Raw genomic sequence first — 14,519 nt, forward strand, 5'->3', positions numbered from 1 at the left:
CGTGGCGATCGTGGCAGATGCCTGCACGGACCGGGTCTCCCGGTCGAGGTCGGTGTTACCGGATGCCGCGCGCCAGCGCCCGCTGCGCCGCCGCCACCACGTGCTCCACGGTCACACCGCTAAGCGCCATGATCTCAGGCCCGCTGCCCGATTCGCCGAAGTCGTCGATGCCGACGACCTCGCCGTCAGGGCCGACCCAGCGCCACCAGCCGTCACTGCGCCCGGCCTCCACGGCCACCCGGGCGTGCACCGCTAAAGGCAAAACCTCGTCGCGGTAGGCCGGGGATGCGTCGGCAAACCACTCCACGCACGGCATCGACACGACGCGCACCGCGAGGCCGTCAGCGCTGAGCTGTTCGGCCGCAGCAATGGCCACGGAGACCTCACTGCCGGTCGCGATCAGCGCTAAGTCGAGGCCGGTTCCGCTCTGCCAGGTCACGTATCCGCCGGCGGCAACGCCCGCGTCGAGCCCGCTGCGAACGCCGACGACCGGCACGTCCTGACGCGACAGTAGGAGTGCCGCTGGCCCGTCGGGGCGGGCAACGAGGCGACGCCAGGCGGCCACGGTTTCGGCAGCATCCGCTGGGCGAATGACGGCCAGGCGCGGCACGGTGCGCAGCGAGGCGATCTGCTCAACCGGCTGGTGGGTGGGGCCGTCCTCGCCGACCGCGACCGAATCGTGGGTGAAGACGTAGAGCACGGGCAGGCGCATGAGCGCAGCGAGTCGCATCGCCGGGCGCAGGTAATCGCTGAACACGAGATAGGTCGAGCCGAACGGCCGCCACGGACCGGCCAGGGCGATGCCGTTGAGAATCGCGGCCATGGCGTGCTCGCGAATACCGAAGTGGATGAAATCCCCGCCGGGGTTGGTCGCCGAAACGGCCGTGCCCGGAACGGTCACGTTGGTGGAGCCGCTCAGGTCGGCCGATCCGCCCCAGAGCGCCAGCGCTGGCGTCAGCGCCTGAATGACCTGGCCGTTGGTCTTGCGGGTGGCCACCGGCGTGCCCGGCGCGGCAATAACGACGGCGTCGAGCGCCGCCGTGGCGGCCGCCTGGTCGGTGCCGGAGTGAAAGGCGAGCCAGGCCTGCGCCGCTAAGGGGTGTGAACCGGCCCACGCGGCGAAGTCCGCGCCCCAGCCCGCCTCCAGGTCGAGTCCGCGCTGTACGGCGCGGCGGCAGAAGGCGAGTGCCTCGGGCGAAACGAGCTGCGCGAGTGTGGCGTGCGCCTCGAACCCGAGGGAGCGTTTGATGGCGGCGAGTTCGTCGGCCCCGAATCCGCCGGAGTGCGCGGCCGGCTGCCCGCCGAACACGGCCGAGGGGGCTCCGATGGTGGTGGACACGGCCACGAGGGTGGGGCGACCGGTGCGGGTGGCGGCGAGGCGCAGCATCCGTTCGATGCCGTCGAGGTCGGTGGCGTCGGAGATCTCCAGCACTCGCCAGCCGTAGGCGCGGTAGCGGGCGCGCACGTCTTCGGCGAAGGCATCCGTGGTTGGCCCGTCGATGGTCACGCCGTTGTCGTCCCAGATCAGCACAAGATTCTCGAGGCCGAGGGTGCCGGCCAGGCTCGACGCCTCGGCCGAGACGCCCTCCTGCAGGCAACCGTCGCCGGCCACCGCCCAAACGGTGTGGTCGAGCAAAGCCGAGCCAGGCGTAAAGGTGGCGGCCTCCTTGCGGGCGGCGATCGCCATTCCCACAGCGGATGCCACCCCCTGCCCGAGCGGGCCGGTGCTCATCTCGACACCCACGGTATGGCCGTGTTCCGGATGCCCCGGGGTACGCGAACCGAGCGTGCGGCTGGCCGCAATATCGTCGAGGGTCAGGCCGTAGCCGGTGAGAAACAGCTGCACGTAGAGCAGCAGGCTCGCGTGCCCGGCGCTCAGCACGAACCGGTCGCGGGCCACCCAGTGTGGGTTGCTGGGGCTGTGCCGCATCACGCGGGAGTACAGCACGTGCGAGAGTGGGGCGAGCGCCATCGCGGTGCCGCCGTGGCCGTGGCCTTTCGACTGCACTATGTGGGCAGGAATAGCAGTGGCAGCAGCAACCGCCCGAGCTTCAGCGGAGCGATCAACATCGGCATCGATGGTGACAGAACGAGAATTCACAGTCATACTTTACACATTGGTATATAAATATACTTAAGTCAATCGAAGGAGCTGCGGTGGCCCACGCCATGTCGACCGGGTCGGGTGTCGTGCTCGATCTCATTCGCGCGGGCTTGGCGACGACTCGCCCGGCACTGATCGACGAACTCGGCTGGTCGCGCATCACCCTCGCCCGCCGGCTCGACGAACTGCTCGCGGCCGGCATCATCATTGTCGCCGGCCAGAGTGATTCCCGTGGTGGCCGCCCCGCCGAAAGCTTCGCGATCAACACAGACGCCGGCCTGCTGCTCAGCGTCGACATCGGCGGCTCGCACACCCGCGTGGCGGTGACCGATCTGGTCTCCACGATTCTCATCGAAGACCAGGCTGATATCGGCCTCTGGGAAGGCCCGGACACCGTCTTCACCTGGGCCAACCAGGTGTTCGACTACCTATTGCGCCAGCTCGGCAAGACCCGCGCCGACGTGCGGGGGATCGGCGTGGGCGTTCCCGGTCCAGTGGATGCCGCGACCGGCCGGCTCGCCGCCCCCCAGATCGACGCGCAGTGGAACGACGTGCTCGTGCAGGACTATTTTTCGGCCGACTACACCGCCATTTTCGCCGTCGACCGTGACGTGAACATCATGGCGGTCGCGGAATCCCGGCTCGGCTGGCCGGAGCATCGGGACCTCACCGTGCTCAAGGTTGGCCTCGGCATCGGCTGCGCGCTCGTGCTCGACGGCCGGGTCTACCGCGGTGCCCGCGGCGGTGCCGGCGACTTCTCCCACAGCTTTCGCTACGGCGACGAGCTATGCAGCTGCGGGCAGCGCGGCTGCCTCGAGGCCGTCGCGAGCGGTTACGCCATTCGCCGCGAGCTCAACGCTCTCGGCTACCGCATTCGCACCACCGGCGACATCGTTGCCTTGTCGCGCATGGGCTCACCCGATGCCGTGCGGCTGCTCGCTGCCGCCGGCGCCGAGATCGGGAACGCCCTCGTCGATGTCGCCGGGCTGCTGAACCCCGCCATGATCGTCATCGGCGGCCAGCTCGCCGAGGCCGGCGACCCCTACCTGTCGTCGGTGCGCGAGGCCCTCCTCGCGCACGTGCGCGCCTTCTCCGGCACCGGTCTCACCGTGGAGCCGAGCCGGCTCGGCAACAAGGCCGGCGTTCTCGGTGCCTCGCTCATCGCGCAGGACGCCCTGTTCGAGGCCGACCGCATCAGTCACCTCACGCGCTAAGGACTTTCACCCCGACTTTGGATCACTTGTAGACAAAAGTTCCGAATGCGCATTAGGCTCGGAGACACGGCACCAAACATTTTGGGGCAGACGACGTGGTCTTGCAGTTTGAGGGCCAGAACCAAGGAGTCAGGCATGGCAGTCAATCTCGCCGACGAACTCGACCAGGCATCCATTCGCACCCACGTCGTCGCCGCCGACTGGCAGGCCGCGATCACCCTGGCCGGCGACGCGCTCGTGGCCGGTGGCGTCACGACCGACGACTACACGGCCGAGATGATCGCTGCGGTTGACAAGCTCGGCCCCTACATCGTCATCGCACCCGGTCTGGCCATCGCCCACTCCCGCCCATCGCCCGCCGTGCTGCGCGCCGGGCTCAGCTGGGTCACCCTCGACGAGCCAGTGAAGTTCGGCCACAAGAAAAACGACCCGGTGTCGCTCGTTATCGGCCTGGCCGCCCCCGACCACGAAGGCCACCTCGAGATGATGCAGGCCCTCGCCGGGGTGCTGATGAACGCCGACCTGCTCGCCGCGCTCAAGGCGGCCGATTCGCCGGCCGAGGTTCTCGCGATCATGTCCAACCCCCAACTGCTCACAGAAAAGGCACTCTCATGAAGATCATCGCGGTCTGCGGAATGGGGATCGGCACATCCGTTCTCTTGAAAATGAACACCGAGAAGGTGCTGCGCACACTCGGCATCGACGCCGACGTTGAGGCCGCCGACATCGGCGTGGCTCGCGGCATGGCGCGCGACGCCGAGATCGTGCTGACGAGCGAAGAGCTCGCCGAGGAGATCGGCGACGTCGAGGCCCAGGTCATCGTCATCGACAACTTCTTCGACCTTGAAGAAATCACCCAGAAACTCACCGACGCACTCGAATAATCCTGTTTCATCAACCGCACGTCTGAGTAAGAGAGGGAGCACCCCGACATGGAGTGGTTCTTAGTCATTCTGGATTTCATCGGCCAGCAGATTTTGAATGTGCCGGCCTACCTGGTGGGCATCATCACGGCCGTCGGACTCATCGCCCTGCGCCGCCCGGTCGGAACCATCATCGGCGGCAGCCTCAAGGCAGCCCTCGGCTTTCTCATTCTCGGTGCCGGTGCCGGTGTGGTTGTCGCCTCACTCACCCCGCTCGGCGACCTGATTCTCAAGGTCACCGGCGCGCAGGGCGTGATTCCGACCAACGAGGTCATCACAGCCCTCGCCGCCGAGGAATTCGGAGCGACCAGCGCCTACGTGCTCGTCGTCGGATTCATCGTCATGCTGCTTCTGGCACGATTCACCCCACTCAAGTACGTGTTCCTCACCGGGCACCACATGGTCTTCATGGCCATGATGCTCGCGGTCGTGCTCTCGGTCGGCTTCGGATCCGAGCTCAGCTGGCTCGTCGTCGTCATTGGCGGTGGCCTGCTCGGCGTGATCATGGTCGTCATGCCGGCCTTCGCCCAGCCGTGGACCAAGCGCATCACCGGCGACGACACGATCGCCATCGGCCACTTCGGAACCCTCGGCTACATCGCTGCCGGCGCCGTCGGCCAGGCCGTCGGCAAGCGCAGCAAGAGCACCGAGCACATCAACTTTCCGCAGAACCTGCGCTTTCTGCGCGACTCCATGGTGGCTACCTCGGTCTCGATGGTCGCCATCTACATGGTCTTCGCCATCTGGGGCCTCATCGCGCTTCCCCGAGCGGATGCCCTCGCTATTTTCGGCTCCGTCGACGGAGGCGCGTTCATCATGGCCGCCTTCGCCCAGGCGCTGCAGTTCGGCGTGGGTGTGGCCATCATCCTCTACGGTGTGCGCACCATCCTCGGCGAGCTCGTCCCAGCGTTCCAAGGCATCGCCGAAAAGGTCGTGCCTGGTGCCCGCCCCGCGCTCGACATTCCGATCGTCTTTCCGTTCGCGGCCAACGCCGTGCTCATCGGATTCCTGGCGTCCTTCGCTGGTGGCTTGATCAGCCTCGGTGTGCTGGCCATCTGGCTCGGACCGGTGTTTGGTCTCGCCCTGATTCTGCCCGGCATGGTGCCGCACTTCTTCACGGGCGGTGGCGCCGGTGTCTACGGCAACGCCACCGGTGGTCGTATCGGTGCCATGGTCGGTGGTTTCGTCAACGGAATCCTGATCACCATCCTGCCGGCCATTCTGCTGCTCGTACTCGGCAACTTCGGCTTCGCCAACAGCACCTTCGGTGACGCGGACTTCGGCTGGTTTGGCACGCTCATCGGCGTGAGCCTGCTCGGCGACAACACCGCCATCGGCGTGATGCTCACCGTGCTCATCGGCGTGGTGTTGGTCGTCGCTGCGATCATCTTCCAGGTCAAGGTCACCAACAAGGGCTGGATGCCCGGCGCCAAGCACACCGCTTTCGTCGACGCTATCGAAGCCGACGTCAAGGCGGCCGCTGCGGCAGCAAAGGCCGAGGCCAGGGCAGCACGCCTGGCCGCAGCCGAGACCGCGAAGACCGCCGAGACCGCGAAGACCGCCGAGACCGCGAAGACCGCCGAGCCGGCCGACAAACCGGCGTAACTTCGGCACGCAGGGGCCGCGCCGGTCGGTGCGGCCCCTGCGGGCACAACGCTCAGCGCAGGCGCCCCGGTTAGAGGCCGAGCGCGCTGTCGATGCGGCTGAGGCGAGCCAGTGACGACACATAGGCGGCATCGGCCTGGCCGGCTAGCCGCCCGAGGGCGTGTACGGCGGCGCGATCATCGCTGCCCATCTCGGTCGCGCACCACCGGCGCAGCAGCTCGGCATCTCCGCTGGCCCGAACGGATGCCCCGACCGCGCTCGTGATCTCGGCCCGCAGAGGTTCAATCGCCCGGGCGGTTGAGCGGGAGAGGAACGGGGCCGTATAGGCGGCGAGTGCTGCCGATACCTGTCCCTGGCGCACCAGGTGCAAGACCCGCGCCGCGTCAGACGTGCCGCGCAGGCCGGGGGCCAGGCGATACGGCGTTGACTGCAGCGCATCGCCGAGAACCTGCCGAATACGGTGCATTTCGATGCGGATGGTTGCCGCAGAACCGGTCTCACCGTGAATGGAGTAGGCGAGTTCGTCGGCCGTCCAGCCGCGATCCCGCGACTCCAACAGGGCCAGAATTTCCGCGCGCCGCGGCGAGAGGAGTACCCGGTGGCCGTCGGCGGTGAGAACCGCCGGGTGCTCACCCAATAAGTCGAGGGAGACCGCTGACGAGTGCCCGGCTGTCGGATTAACCGTGACCGCACCCACGGTTCTGGTTGTGCGGTCGTTCACCCGTTGTGCGGTCCGCAACAACTCCTCGGCAACGCGCACCCCACACTTGACCATGCGCACGCTGTCTGCCGTGACCGTGTGGAGAGGCCCGGACACGGTGAGTACCCCCAGCACCACTCCGGTCTGCGGGTCTCGGATCGGCGAGGCCGTGCACGCCCAGGCATGATGCGAGCGCACGAGGTGCTCCGCCGAGAACAGCTGGGCCGCTCGGCCGCTGAGGACTGCTTCGCTGATGGCGTTCGTGCCCACACCCGCCTCGGACCAGTCGGCCCCCTCCACGAACTCCAGCCGATCGGCCTGCCGCAAGGCCGCCCGGCTGCCGACTCGCCACAAAACCTCACCGTGGGCATCGGCCAGCACGAGCAGATGCTGACCCTGAGAGCTCTCATCAGCGAGAAGTTCACTGAGGGCCGGCATCACCGTCTGCAGCGCATGCCCGCGGCGGAGCGCCACGGCATCCGCCACCTCATGCAGGTGCCGGGGCAGATGGCGGTCGGGGTCAATGCCGGCGGCGAGTGAGCGCTGCCAGGAGTTCCACACGTCGCCGGTGATCGCGGGCGGTGGTGCACCGTCGCGGGTGTGATCGTGGGCAGCGCGGAGCATCCGCTCGTATTTGCGGGGCGAAGAAAAACGCAGGCCAGCAGCGAGAACCACGCCGCTGGGCTCTGTGGACATGCGCTGTCTCCCTCATTGGATTCGACGATGAGGCCGAGCAGAGACCAGGTGTAACGCCTGTGCAACCCCTGCGGCCGTGTACTTGAACATACAGGTCGCGCCCGACAATGGGCCGATTCTTCGCTGGTTCACAAAGGAGTGACATGCCCGATACACCAATTACTATCGTCGAGAACTGGCTCGCCCGGTTCGATACCGCCCTGCAGCACCGTGACCTCGAGGGCGCCCTCGCGCTCTTCGCTGACGACTGCTACTGGCGGGATTTCATCTCGTTCACGTGGAATTTGAAAACCCTTGAGGGTAAGAACGACATAGAACGGATGCTCGCCGCCACCCTCGACCAGGTAAATCCGCATAGCTGGGCGCTCGCCGAACCGGCAACCGGTGTAGCCGGTGCCGTGGAGGCCTGGGTTACGTTCGAAACCGGTAGTGCTCGCGGATACGCCCACCTCCGGTTGAACGACGGATTGTGCTACACCCTGCTCACCACGATGCAGGAGCTCAAGGGTTTTGAAGAGAAGAAGGGGCGCACCCGGGAGCAGGGCGTGTCGCACGAAATCACGAAAGGACGCACCTCGTGGCTCGAGAAGAAGACGGCCCAGGAGGCTCGGCTCGGTTATGAGGAGCAGCCGTATTGCGTGATCGTGGGCGGGGGCCAGGGCGGCATCGGCCTGGCAGCCCGCATGAAGCGGCTCGGTGTTCCCACGATCGTGATCGAGAAGAACGCCAAGGCGGGTGACTCCTGGCGAAATCGCTACAAATCCCTGCACCTGCACGACCCGGTCTGGTACGACCACCTGCCGTACCTCAAGTTTCCCGAGGACTGGCCCGTTTTTGCCTCGAAAGACAAGATCGGTGACTGGCTCGAGCACTACACCAGCATCATGGAACTCAACTATTGGTCGAGCACTGAATGCACCAAAGCGACTTTCGACGACGACGCCCAGGAGTGGCTGGTACAGGTCGTGCGCGACGGCACACCGGTCACCCTGAGACCCAAGCAGCTGGTCTTCGCACTCGGCGTCTCCGGGTATCCGAATACGCCGGTCTTCGCCGGCGCGGAGTCGTTCGCAGGGGAGCAGCATCACTCATCGCAGCACGGCGGCGGCGGTGATTACACCGGCAAAGAGGCCGTCGTGATCGGGTCGAACAACTCGGCCCACGATATCTGCGCCGACCTGTGGGAGCACGGAGCAGACGTCACCATGGTGCAGCGCTCGTCGACGCACATTTCACGCAGCGATTCGCTCATGGAGCTCGCACTCGGTGGGCTTTACTCCGAGCAGGCGCTCGCCAACGGGGTGACCACCGAAAAGGCTGACCTGCTCTTCGCGTCGTTGCCTTACCGCCTCCTGCCCACCGCGCAGATTCCGGTGTTCGAACAGATGGCGCAGCGCGACGCCGAGTTCTACTCCCAACTCACCGCCGCAGGCTTCGACCTCGACTTTGGCACGGATGGTTCGGGCCTGTTCCTGAAATACCTGCGACGCGGCTCCGGCTATTACATCGATGTGGGAGCCTCGCAGCTGCTTATCGACGGTCGCGTCGCGGTGAAGTCGGGGCAGGTCGACCGCATCACGCCCGAGTCGGTGGTGCTCGCCGACGGTGCCGAACTCGAAGCTGATCTCATCGTGTATGCCACCGGGTATGGCTCCATGAACGGATGGCTTGCCGATCTGGTCTCACCGGAGGTCGCCGACCAGGTGGGGCGCTGCTGGGGATACGGGTCCGACACGCCAAAGGATCCGGGGCCGTGGGAGGGTGAACTACGCAACATGTGGAAGCCCACGAACGTTCCGCAACTCTGGATTCACGGCGGCAACCTGCACCAGAGCCGGCACTACTCCAACTACCTTGCGCTGCAGATCAAAGCCCGCATGGAGGGGCTTAATACCCCGGTGTACGAGCTGCAGGAGTCTCACTACACGCGCTGAAGGCGCTGAGCCCGAAAGCGGCTTACTGGCGGCCGGTCACGGATATCAGCGGCGGAAGGCGAGTGCCGACGCCCGGTCGGCCTCCACATTCGCCCGGTGAAGTTCGTGGTGGGCGGCCAGTTCCGGGCGGCGGCGAATGATGAACCACACCGTGGCGAGCCCAATGAACCACACCGGCGTCACGAGCAGCGCCTGCAGCGTGTCGGTCTTCTGCGTGAGTGCCCAGATCAAGAAGACGAAGAAGGCCAGCAGAAGGTAGCACATGAACACACCGCCGGGCATTTTGAACTTGGAGGCCGCGTGCAGCGCCGGGCGGCGCTTGCGGTACACGATGTAGCTCACGACGATGATCGCCCAGACGAAGATGAACAGCACCGACGACATGGTCGTCACCACGGTGAACACGGCCAGGATCGACGGGTTCGCATATAGCAGCACAGCGGATACCAGCAGAAACATGCAGGAGAACAGCAGCGCGTTAGCCGGCACCTTGTGGCGACTCAGACGATGAAAGCGCCCCGGGGCTGTGCCTTCCGCCGACAGCCCGAAGAGCATTCTCGATGTGGAATATAGCCCGGAGTTCGCCGAGGATGTCGCGCTGGTGAGCACGACGAAGTTGATGACGGCCGCGGCGGCGCCGAGCCCGGCGAGAGAAAACATGGCTACGAACGGACTCACATCGGCCGTGACCTCACGCCACGGAGTGACCGCCATGATCACGATCAGGGCCAGAACGTAGAACAGCATGATGCGAATGGGGATCGAGTTGATCGCCTTGGGCAGGTTCTTCTGCGGATTCTGCGCTTCGGCGGCCGTGGTGCCCACGAGCTCGACCCCGAGAAACGCGAACACAGAGAGCTGGAAACCGGCGATGAACCCCATCGGGCCAGTCGGAAACATACCGCCGTCATTCCACAGGTTGCTGAAACGCGCCGGGGAGCCACCGGGGGACTGAAACTGCGTGAACACCATCACGAGACCCACGACGATCAGCGTGACAATGGCCACGATCTTGATGAGGGCGAACCAGAACTCGGTCTCCCCAAACGCCTTGACACTGGTGAGGTTGAAGCCCAGCAGAACCAAGACCGCCACGAGAGCGGGAATCCACAGGGGCAGGTCGGGCCACCAAAAGCTCGTGTACAACGCGATAGCGATCAGTTCGGCGATGGCCGTGACGATCCAGCAGAGCCAATACGTCCAGCTCGTGAAGAAGCCGGCCCACGGCCCCAGCAGGTCACCGGCGAAGTCGCTGAACGACTTGTATTCGAGGTTGGAGAGCAGCAACTCGCCCATGGCCCGCATCACGAAGAACAGCATGAAGCCGATGATCATATAGACGAAGATCACCGACGGTCCTGCCAGCGAGATGGTCTTGCCGGATCCCATGAACAGGCCCGTTCCGATCGCCCCGCCGATGGCGATGAGCTGGATATGACGATTCGACAGTGAGCGTGCCAGGTGCGGCTGCGCGCTGGGCGCGGATCGAGTGCTGGGTTTCAATTGCGACATCGGAGATACTTCCTTGTAGTCCAGGCGATTGGCACGGGGAGAACACGGTAAGGGATGCCGGGGTGAAATCGGCCGACCCCGGCATCCGTTACCAACGACTACACGAGGGTGAGCTCGGCCTCGGTCACGAGGTCGGTCCAGTCCGCGAGCGGGAGGTCGAGAGCCACGCTGACCGAACGGTTCGCGATCTTGCCCGCGGCGATGTTGAGCCCGCCGGCGAGGGCGGCGTCACGCTCGAACGCTGCTCGCACGCCACGGTCGGCGATCGACAGGGCGTAGGGCAGCGTGACGTTGGTCAGCGCGAGGGTCGACGTCTGCGGCACGGCGCCGGGCATGTTGGCCACGCAATAGAAGATCGAGCCGTGCACGGCGAAGGTGGGGTTCTCGTGCGTGGTGGCGTGGGTGCCTTCGAAGCAGCCGCCCTGGTCAACCGCGATGTCGACGAGCACGGAGCCCGGCTTCATGCGGGAGACGAGCTCGTCGGTGACGAGCTTGGGGGCCTTGGCACCCGGAATCAGCACTGAGCCGATCACGAGGTCGGCTTCGGTGACCGAACGGTCGATCTCGTAGGCGTTCGAGGCTATGGTCTTGAGGCGTCCGGCGTACTGGGCGTCGAGTTCGCGCAGGCGGTCGATGTTGATGTCGAGAATCGTGACGTCCGCGCCCATGCCGATGGCCATTGCGGCGGCGTTGGAGCCGGCCACACCGGCGCCGATCACGGTCACCTTGGCGGCACGTACTCCGGGTACGCCGCCCATCAGAATTCCGGGGCCGCCGCCGGGGCGGGTCATCGACGCGGAGCCGACCTGAACGGCGAGGCGTCCGGCGACCTCGCTCATCGGGGCGAGTAACGGCAGCGAGCGATCGGCTTTCTGCACGGTCTCGTAGGCGATGGCGGTGACGCCGGCATCGAGTAGGGCGGTGGCGAGTTCGGGCTCAGCGGCCAGGTGCAGATAGGTGAAGAGAATCAGGCCCTGACGAAAGTGCACGTACTCGGCGGTGATCGGCTCTTTCACCTTGAGGATCATGTCGGCGCTCGCCCACACCTCGAAGGCGGTTTCGACGATCGCGGCGCCGGCGGCCGCGTAATCAGCGTCGGAGAACCCGGAGGCGATTCCGGCTCCGGCCTGCACGAGCACGGTGTGGCCGTGCAGCTTGGCTTCGTGTACTCCGGCGGCGGTGATCGCCACACGGTATTCGTTGTTCTTCACTTCGGTCGGAACACCAATGATCATGGGGAACTCCTACTTCTTCAGGGCGCGTCGCCGATCGACTTTGGTCAGCGTAGAAACGATAAGCCCGCGTTTTGACGGCTGTCGCGCCAGGGCCCTGCTGATAGCGGATGCCGTGGGCTGGCCCCCGCACGTCTCACCGCCCCGGAATTAGCACTTGTCCGGGAGTTTTATTCCCGGAGATGCGCCGCATGGCCCGAGCCTCGGGCGGGCCTGGTTCGACATCTGTAGCGCCACGCCGCGTCGATTGTCGCCTGGCGTTCACACGCTTGCGTAAGATTAAACCCATGAACGCGGCCGATATCGACCGGGTGGTGGCCTTCATCGCCGCGCGCCTTGGCCGCGCCCTCTCCCTGGAAGACCTCGACGGCGGCCTGCTCGCGTACAGCGCGCATCAGGCTACGGCCGACCGCGTGCGCACGAACTTTCTGCTGAGCAAGCTCGTTCCGCCCGATGTCAGCGCCTGGCAGCTCAGCCACGGCATCGCCAGGGCCGTCAAGCCTGTTCCGGTTCCGGCGAATGCCGAGCTCGGCATGTTGGGCCGGGTGTGCGTGCCGCTGCTTGCCCGGGGATTCCGAGTGGGGTATCTCTGGGTGCTGCAGCAGGATGACGAACTCGAACCCGATTCCATCGTGCAGGAACTGCGTATCATTCGCCCCGAGCTGGACGTACTCGCCGAGATGCTGCTCAATCGCACGAGCGCGGATTCCGATGGCCGTCGTGCCCGCGAGGCGCAATTTCTCGCCGCCTGCTTCGGCGACCGCGACGCCGTCGTGTCCGTGGGCGGCTGGCCGGGAGTGCACGGGCGCGGGCCGTGGCGACTGGCCACCCTGCTCGACCGGGGCAACAACGCCCGGCGCACTTCCGCCGAGAGCAACCTGCTGCAGCGGCTCTCTGCCCTGTATGCCACGCTCGGAATCAACACAGTGCTGTTCTCCGCAGGCACCGAAACGCACGCTGTTTTGCTGCTGCAAGACGTGATCGACTGCATCGACGAGTCCGAGATTCTGCGTCGGTTCGGGCTGGAAGTTTCGCGCCGCGGTGGGCAGTCGGCCGCGCCGGCCCTGCTCGGCCTGAGCGAGCCCTTTGCCGACCTGCGCCGGCTGCCCGGAGCCTACGCCGAGGCGCGTAGCGCCGTGCAGGCAGCGTGGGTGGACGCCCAGTTGGGGGCTCTGGTGTCGTTTCGCGCCATCGGGGTGTACCAGTTCCTGGCGGTTGAGGGGCGGGACGTGTCGCCGGGGGAGTCGACCCTCTACACCGAGCTGCGCGAACTCGACCCCAACGGGGAGCTGCTGCCGGTACTCGAGCTGATGTACGACAAGGACGGTTCGGTGGCCGAGGTCGCCGAGCAGTTGCACCTGCACCGCACGAGTATTTACAACCGGCTCGGGCGCATCCGTTCGCTCATCGGCGTCGATCCGCTGGGCGGTCAGGCTCGCCTTGAGCTGCATCTGGCCCTCAAGGCCGAACGCTGGGCCGGGCGCCCCCGGCTGTAGCGCCATGCGAGCGAGCAGGCCCGCGAACTCGGCGACTTGGCTGCGCAACTTGCACTGACCGAATAACCCACGGCAGTGTACGGCGGTCGCACCGTTTGTGACCCGTGTCGTGCCCGGTCAGGGCACCAGCACGATCTTGCCGACGTGAGCGGATGATTCCAGCCGGCTATGGGCATCCGCTGCGTTCTCGAAAGAGAATCGGCCGTCGATGACCGGTCGAAACTCGCCCGATGCGATCCAGGGCCAGACCGCCGCTTCCAGCGAGCGCACGATGGCAATTCGTTCGGCGAGCGAGCGGGCACGCAGCGTGGTGGCCCAGTAGCGTGCACGTTTTTGCATGAGGCGGGCCGGATCGAAGGTGGCCGGTTCGTTGCTCTGGTTGGCAATCACCATGATGCGACCGTTGATCGCGACCGCCTCGATGTTGCGCGCCGCGTAGGCGCCGCCCATGATGTCGAGAATCACGTTGGCACCGCGCCCATCGGTAGCGGCCTTGATCTCGGTCACAAAGTCCTGCTCGCGATAGTTGATGAGCGTCTCGGCCCCGAGGCTTGCGCACATGGCGAGCTTCTCGGCGGAGCCGGCCGTCACGGCCACGCGGGCATCCAGGAGGCGGGCCAACTGAATGGCGGTGGTGCCGATTCCGCTGCCGCCACCGTGCACGAGCAGGGTCTCGCCGGGCGCGAGTTCGGCGCTCATGAACACGTTAGACCACACCGTGGCTAGGCTTCGGGCAGGGCGGCGGCGTCTACGAGGTCCATCGAGAGCGGCACCAGCAGCGCCAGGCCTTCGTGCACCACCACTTCGGTGGCATACCCACCGCCGGGAAGCAGCGCGCAGACCCGGTCGCCCACGCCGAAGCGGGTCACGTCATCGCCTACCTCGGTGACCACGCCCGACACCTCGAGCCCCGGCCATTCCGGGGCGCCGGGAGGTGACGGGTAGCGGCCCTCGCGTTGCATGATGTCGGCGCGGTTGACGCCGGCCGCGGCCACCGCGATTCGAATGTCGTCGGGCCCCATCTCGAGGTCGGGCACGTTTTGCATGGTCAGGGCTTCGGGCCCGCCAGGAGAGTTCACGATGATTGCGCGCATGCCCGCAGC

General features: G+C 66.0%; 12 protein-coding genes. 6 read left to right on the plus strand and 6 right to left on the minus strand.

Features of this window, described 5'->3' with window-relative positions:
* Window positions 1-55 precede the first annotated feature (55 nt).
* Complete coding sequence (locus tag CXY78_RS13425) at window positions 56-2,101, minus strand: transketolase (protein ID WP_233206188.1); 2,046 nt, start codon at window positions 2,099-2,101, stop codon at window positions 56-58.
* Between the two features lie 56 nt (window positions 2,102-2,157).
* Here CXY78_RS13425 and CXY78_RS13430 point away from each other — a divergent pair, with 56 nt between their 5' ends.
* The 4 genes from CXY78_RS13430 to CXY78_RS13445 all read left to right on the plus strand — a co-directional run bounded on the left by CXY78_RS13430 (window position 2,158) and on the right by CXY78_RS13445 (window position 5,846).
* Window positions 2,158-3,318: an ROK family protein gene (locus CXY78_RS13430; protein WP_092338893.1), complete on the plus strand. Its 1,161-nt coding sequence runs from the start codon at window positions 2,158-2,160 to the stop codon at window positions 3,316-3,318.
* A gap of 135 nt (window positions 3,319-3,453) precedes the next feature.
* Complete coding sequence (locus CXY78_RS13435; protein WP_092338891.1) at window positions 3,454-3,933, plus strand: PTS sugar transporter subunit IIA; 480 nt, start codon at window positions 3,454-3,456, stop codon at window positions 3,931-3,933.
* Window positions 3,930-4,202, plus strand: a complete 273-nt coding sequence (locus tag CXY78_RS13440) for a PTS sugar transporter subunit IIB (RefSeq protein ID WP_104089755.1) — start codon at window positions 3,930-3,932, stop codon at window positions 4,200-4,202. Before CXY78_RS13435 ends, CXY78_RS13440 begins: the two co-directional genes overlap by 4 nt.
* A 48-nt stretch (window positions 4,203-4,250) precedes the next feature.
* Window positions 4,251-5,846 carry a PTS ascorbate transporter subunit IIC gene (locus tag CXY78_RS13445; protein ID WP_104089757.1) on the plus strand — a complete coding sequence of 532 codons (1,596 nt, stop codon included), beginning with the start codon at window positions 4,251-4,253 and terminating at the stop codon, window positions 5,844-5,846.
* Between the two features lie 70 nt (window positions 5,847-5,916).
* Here CXY78_RS13445 and CXY78_RS13450 read toward each other — a convergent pair whose 3' ends face one another.
* Window positions 5,917-7,242, minus strand: a complete 1,326-nt coding sequence (locus tag CXY78_RS13450; protein WP_104089758.1) for a helix-turn-helix domain-containing protein — start codon at window positions 7,240-7,242, stop codon at window positions 5,917-5,919.
* Window positions 7,243-7,385: 143 nt separating this feature from the next.
* Here CXY78_RS13450 and CXY78_RS13455 point away from each other — a divergent pair, with 143 nt between their 5' ends.
* Complete coding sequence (locus CXY78_RS13455) at window positions 7,386-9,176, plus strand: NAD(P)/FAD-dependent oxidoreductase (protein ID WP_104089760.1); 1,791 nt, start codon at window positions 7,386-7,388, stop codon at window positions 9,174-9,176.
* A gap of 45 nt (window positions 9,177-9,221) precedes the next feature.
* Here CXY78_RS13455 and cycA read toward each other — a convergent pair whose 3' ends face one another.
* Both cycA and ald read right to left on the minus strand, forming a co-directional pair.
* The gene (gene cycA / locus CXY78_RS13460) at window positions 9,222-10,688 is read right to left on the minus strand and encodes a D-serine/D-alanine/glycine transporter (RefSeq protein WP_104089761.1); all 1,467 of its coding nucleotides are present in this window, start codon (window positions 10,686-10,688) and stop codon (window positions 9,222-9,224) included.
* A 98-nt stretch (window positions 10,689-10,786) separates the two neighbouring features.
* A complete protein-coding gene (gene ald, locus CXY78_RS13465; protein ID WP_092338879.1) occupies window positions 10,787-11,923 on the minus strand; it encodes an alanine dehydrogenase in 1,137 nt (378 codons plus the stop codon).
* 284 nt (window positions 11,924-12,207) lie between these two features.
* Here ald and CXY78_RS13470 point away from each other — a divergent pair, with 284 nt between their 5' ends.
* Window positions 12,208-13,416, plus strand: a complete 1,209-nt coding sequence (locus CXY78_RS13470; RefSeq protein WP_104089763.1) for a CdaR family transcriptional regulator — start codon at window positions 12,208-12,210, stop codon at window positions 13,414-13,416.
* A gap of 117 nt (window positions 13,417-13,533) precedes the next feature.
* On the opposite strand, the gene CXY78_RS22145 is transcribed toward CXY78_RS13470, so the two are convergent.
* Together CXY78_RS22145 and CXY78_RS22150 are read right to left on the minus strand one after the other, a co-directional pair.
* A complete protein-coding gene (locus tag CXY78_RS22145; RefSeq protein WP_369827309.1) occupies window positions 13,534-14,115 on the minus strand; it encodes a zinc-binding dehydrogenase in 582 nt (193 codons plus the stop codon).
* Window positions 14,116-14,138: 23 nt separating this feature from the next.
* Entirely contained in the window at window positions 14,139-14,510 is a 372-nt protein-coding gene (locus CXY78_RS22150) for an alcohol dehydrogenase catalytic domain-containing protein (RefSeq protein ID WP_369827310.1), read from the minus strand.
* Window positions 14,511-14,519 lie beyond the last annotated feature (9 nt).

It is taken from the genome of Cryobacterium sp. N19, assembly GCF_002929595.1.
Classification (GTDB): Bacteria; Actinomycetota; Actinomycetes; order Actinomycetales; family Microbacteriaceae; genus Cryobacterium; species Cryobacterium flavum.